The sequence below is a fragment of the Massiliimicrobium timonense genome (assembly GCF_002160865.1).
Classification (GTDB): Bacteria; Bacillota_I; Bacilli_A; order Erysipelotrichales; family Coprobacillaceae; genus Allocoprobacillus.
The window spans coordinates 1-2,639 of record NZ_NFLJ01000078.1; the positions used below are offsets into that span (position 1 = coordinate 1).

Genomic DNA, 2,639 nt, shown 5'->3' on the forward strand with positions numbered 1-2,639 from the left:
ATTTAGTATTAATTGAAGCTTTAATTATATATTTTAATATTAATTCAAATATAAAAATAAGGAGGAAAAAATATGGACATCAAAAAAATTATATGTGTATTACTTGATAAATTAGCAAGAATTTCATGTAATTCATATTCATTTATTGGTTGTTACGAACCAGAAAAACCCAAAGATCTAAAATAAACATTTCTTTCGAAATGTTTATTTTGATTTTATATGCTATACTTACTATAAAGAGGAGATGAATTGTTATGAAAATCGCAATATTTGATGATGATATTATATTTTCCCAAAATTTATCAAAGGAATTCAATGAATATTATAAAAAATTAATTAGCCCAATAGAAATTGAAATAATAACCAAGAATTTTTCATTAGATTCATTTGATGATTTAGATATCGCTTTTATTGATATAGATTTAAATGGAAAAAATGGCATTGCTTTAGCTAAATATATGACTGATATTTCACCAAAAATTTTAATAATCTTTATATCTTCAAGAGATGAGTTAGTTTTTAATGCATTATCAGTGCCAACCTTTCAATTTATAAGGAAATCAAAGTTTAAAGAAGATTGTGCAAAAGTATTTAACCAATTATATAAACACATTCAAATTTATAACAAAAAAATCATTTTAGAAATAAATGGTAGAAAAACTGTTTTAAATTTAAATGAAATTCAGTATCTCTTATCTTTTGGTCGAGATTTATTAATCAAAACTATTACAAATGATTATATCATTGTTTCAACAATGAAAGAAATTATGCACAAAATAGAAGAAAAATCATATAACGATTTAATACAGATAAGTAGAAATCAAATAGTAAATTTAAATTATGTTAATAATATAAAATCCTCAAACGTTATCCTAAATGATGGAAGCAAATATTCAATTGGTAGAAAATATAAATCTACTTTTATAAAAAAATATGAGGAATTTCTTTTAAGATGATTATATTTGATATTTTAATGACTCTTTTTGAGGATTTCATAATTAGTTATTTTTTGGTTAATATATTTTCTGACACAAAAAAATTCAACACAATTTTCATTATAACATTGATTACCTTAATCGAAACTTTTATTTTAAATAATTATTTTATGAACAATGAATTGTTATTCTTTTCATTAGTAACAACTTGGACAATTTCATTATGTTTTATAACAAAAAAAATTAATATACTTTACTTACTATTACCATGTCTAATGATGGGTTTATTGCTTATTTCCAATATTAGTTCGTTTTATTTTATATCATTAATTTTTGGCATAAAAATTAATCAAATTAACTTTCATCAAGAACTACTAATAACCACAATTATTCTCTCTCGTGTTATTTTTTTCTTATGTATTATTTGGTTAACAAAAATAATTAAAAAACTAAAAATAATAAAAACAGAAAATAAATTATTTGAATTTAATTCATTCTCAATATTTATCATTTGTTTACTATCAATTTTAACAACTATAGGTGAAAGTATAGTATATGGTATTTTTGACTATAAAATCTATGTCCTTTTGTCTTTAGAATTTGTAATTATGTGCACAGCATCAATAAAATTATTTATAGATATAGTAAAAAGCTATAATCAAAAATTAGAAATTCAATCTAAACTATTACAGTCTAACTATACTCGCAAAATGTATTCAGAAACTAGTAAATTAGCTTATAGACTTTCTGAAGAAAAACATAATATATATTATATTTTAAGAAAAATAGAAAACATTGCTAAATCACAAGATAACTTTGAAATAGTAAGTTCTATTCACAATGCATTAGATAAAATATATAAAACAGACATTCCATATACTTCTAAAAATCCAGTATTAGATTATATTATGACTAGAAAAATAATTCAACTAAGATTGAATAAATTTGATGTTATATATATAGCCAATATTGATGAAGACAAAATATTAAATGATTATCTTTTAATAAAAAATTTAGAAAAATATATTGATATATGTACCTTAAATAATTTGAATAAAGAAGGCATAAGTCTAGTAATTAAAATATATAAAAAGGCTGAATACATTATCTTTAAAATAGAAATTGATGTATCTTTAGATATCTCAACTTCGTTATTTATGTTTGATGAAAAATCCACACATATAAAAAAGGAAATTATAGACCACCAAAGTCCAGACAAAACAATCATTAAAATTTTGATTCAATAAAAAATAAATATCATAGACCATCAGACACACTTGCTTTATTGTAGTAATCTTTAAGCATCTTTCTAGTCATTACAATTGAGTAACTGATAATTCTCATCATGGAAAACATAAGCTTGAAACCTCTATATCTATGATTGAATCTCCAGGCATGTTCCTGTATATATCCATTGATATATTTTTTCGCTATGCCATGATAGATTCCATCTATATTACTTTTTATATTTGATATCTGTATATTTATCCAATACATAAGATGATCTGATTCTTTGTAATCTATAACGCGATTGATAAGATGTACTCTATCCTTTAAATAGTGATATGCCGGGTCACCATCAGTGCATATTGTTGTATCCTTATCGTAATAGATATGTTTCATGAGCCTTTTTACTTCTTCCTTGTTTTCGCTTTTTACTTGAAGCAGTTTTATTCTATTGGGATAGTTGTTAAGCTGATCTGT

At 22.5% G+C, this 2,639-nt stretch carries 4 protein-coding genes; 3 read left to right on the forward strand and 1 reads right to left on the reverse strand.

The window, feature by feature from the left end:
• Positions 1-72: 72 nt before the first annotated feature.
• The 3 genes from B5E75_RS15130 (at position 73) to B5E75_RS14095 (ending at position 2,182) form a co-directional block, all read left to right on the forward strand.
• On the forward strand, positions 73-186 hold the full coding sequence (locus tag B5E75_RS15130; RefSeq protein ID WP_087360559.1) for a cyclic lactone autoinducer peptide: 114 nt from the start codon (positions 73-75) through the stop codon (positions 184-186).
• A gap of 68 nt (positions 187-254) precedes the next feature.
• Positions 255-956, forward strand: coding sequence for a LytR/AlgR family response regulator transcription factor (locus B5E75_RS14090; RefSeq protein ID WP_087360562.1), 702 nt, complete (start codon positions 255-257; stop codon positions 954-956).
• Complete coding sequence (locus B5E75_RS14095) at positions 953-2,182, forward strand: hypothetical protein (RefSeq protein ID WP_087360565.1); 1,230 nt, start codon at positions 953-955, stop codon at positions 2,180-2,182. The genes B5E75_RS14090 and B5E75_RS14095 overlap by 4 nt, the downstream gene beginning before the upstream one ends.
• Positions 2,183-2,192: 10 nt before the next feature.
• Here the strand turns inward: B5E75_RS14095 and B5E75_RS14100 are convergent.
• The coding region (locus tag B5E75_RS14100) for a transposase (protein ID WP_143746983.1) at positions 2,193-2,639 on the reverse strand (447 nt) is incomplete at its 5' end.

Coding starts and splice junctions, on each gene's coding strand:
- B5E75_RS15130 (WP_087360559.1), top strand. CDS start 73: ATGGACATCAAAAAAATTATATGTGTATTACTTGATAAATTAGCAAGA.
- B5E75_RS14090 (WP_087360562.1), top strand. CDS start 255: ATGAAAATCGCAATATTTGATGATGATATTATATTTTCCCAAAATTTA.
- B5E75_RS14095 (WP_087360565.1), top strand. CDS start 953: ATGATTATATTTGATATTTTAATGACTCTTTTTGAGGATTTCATAATT.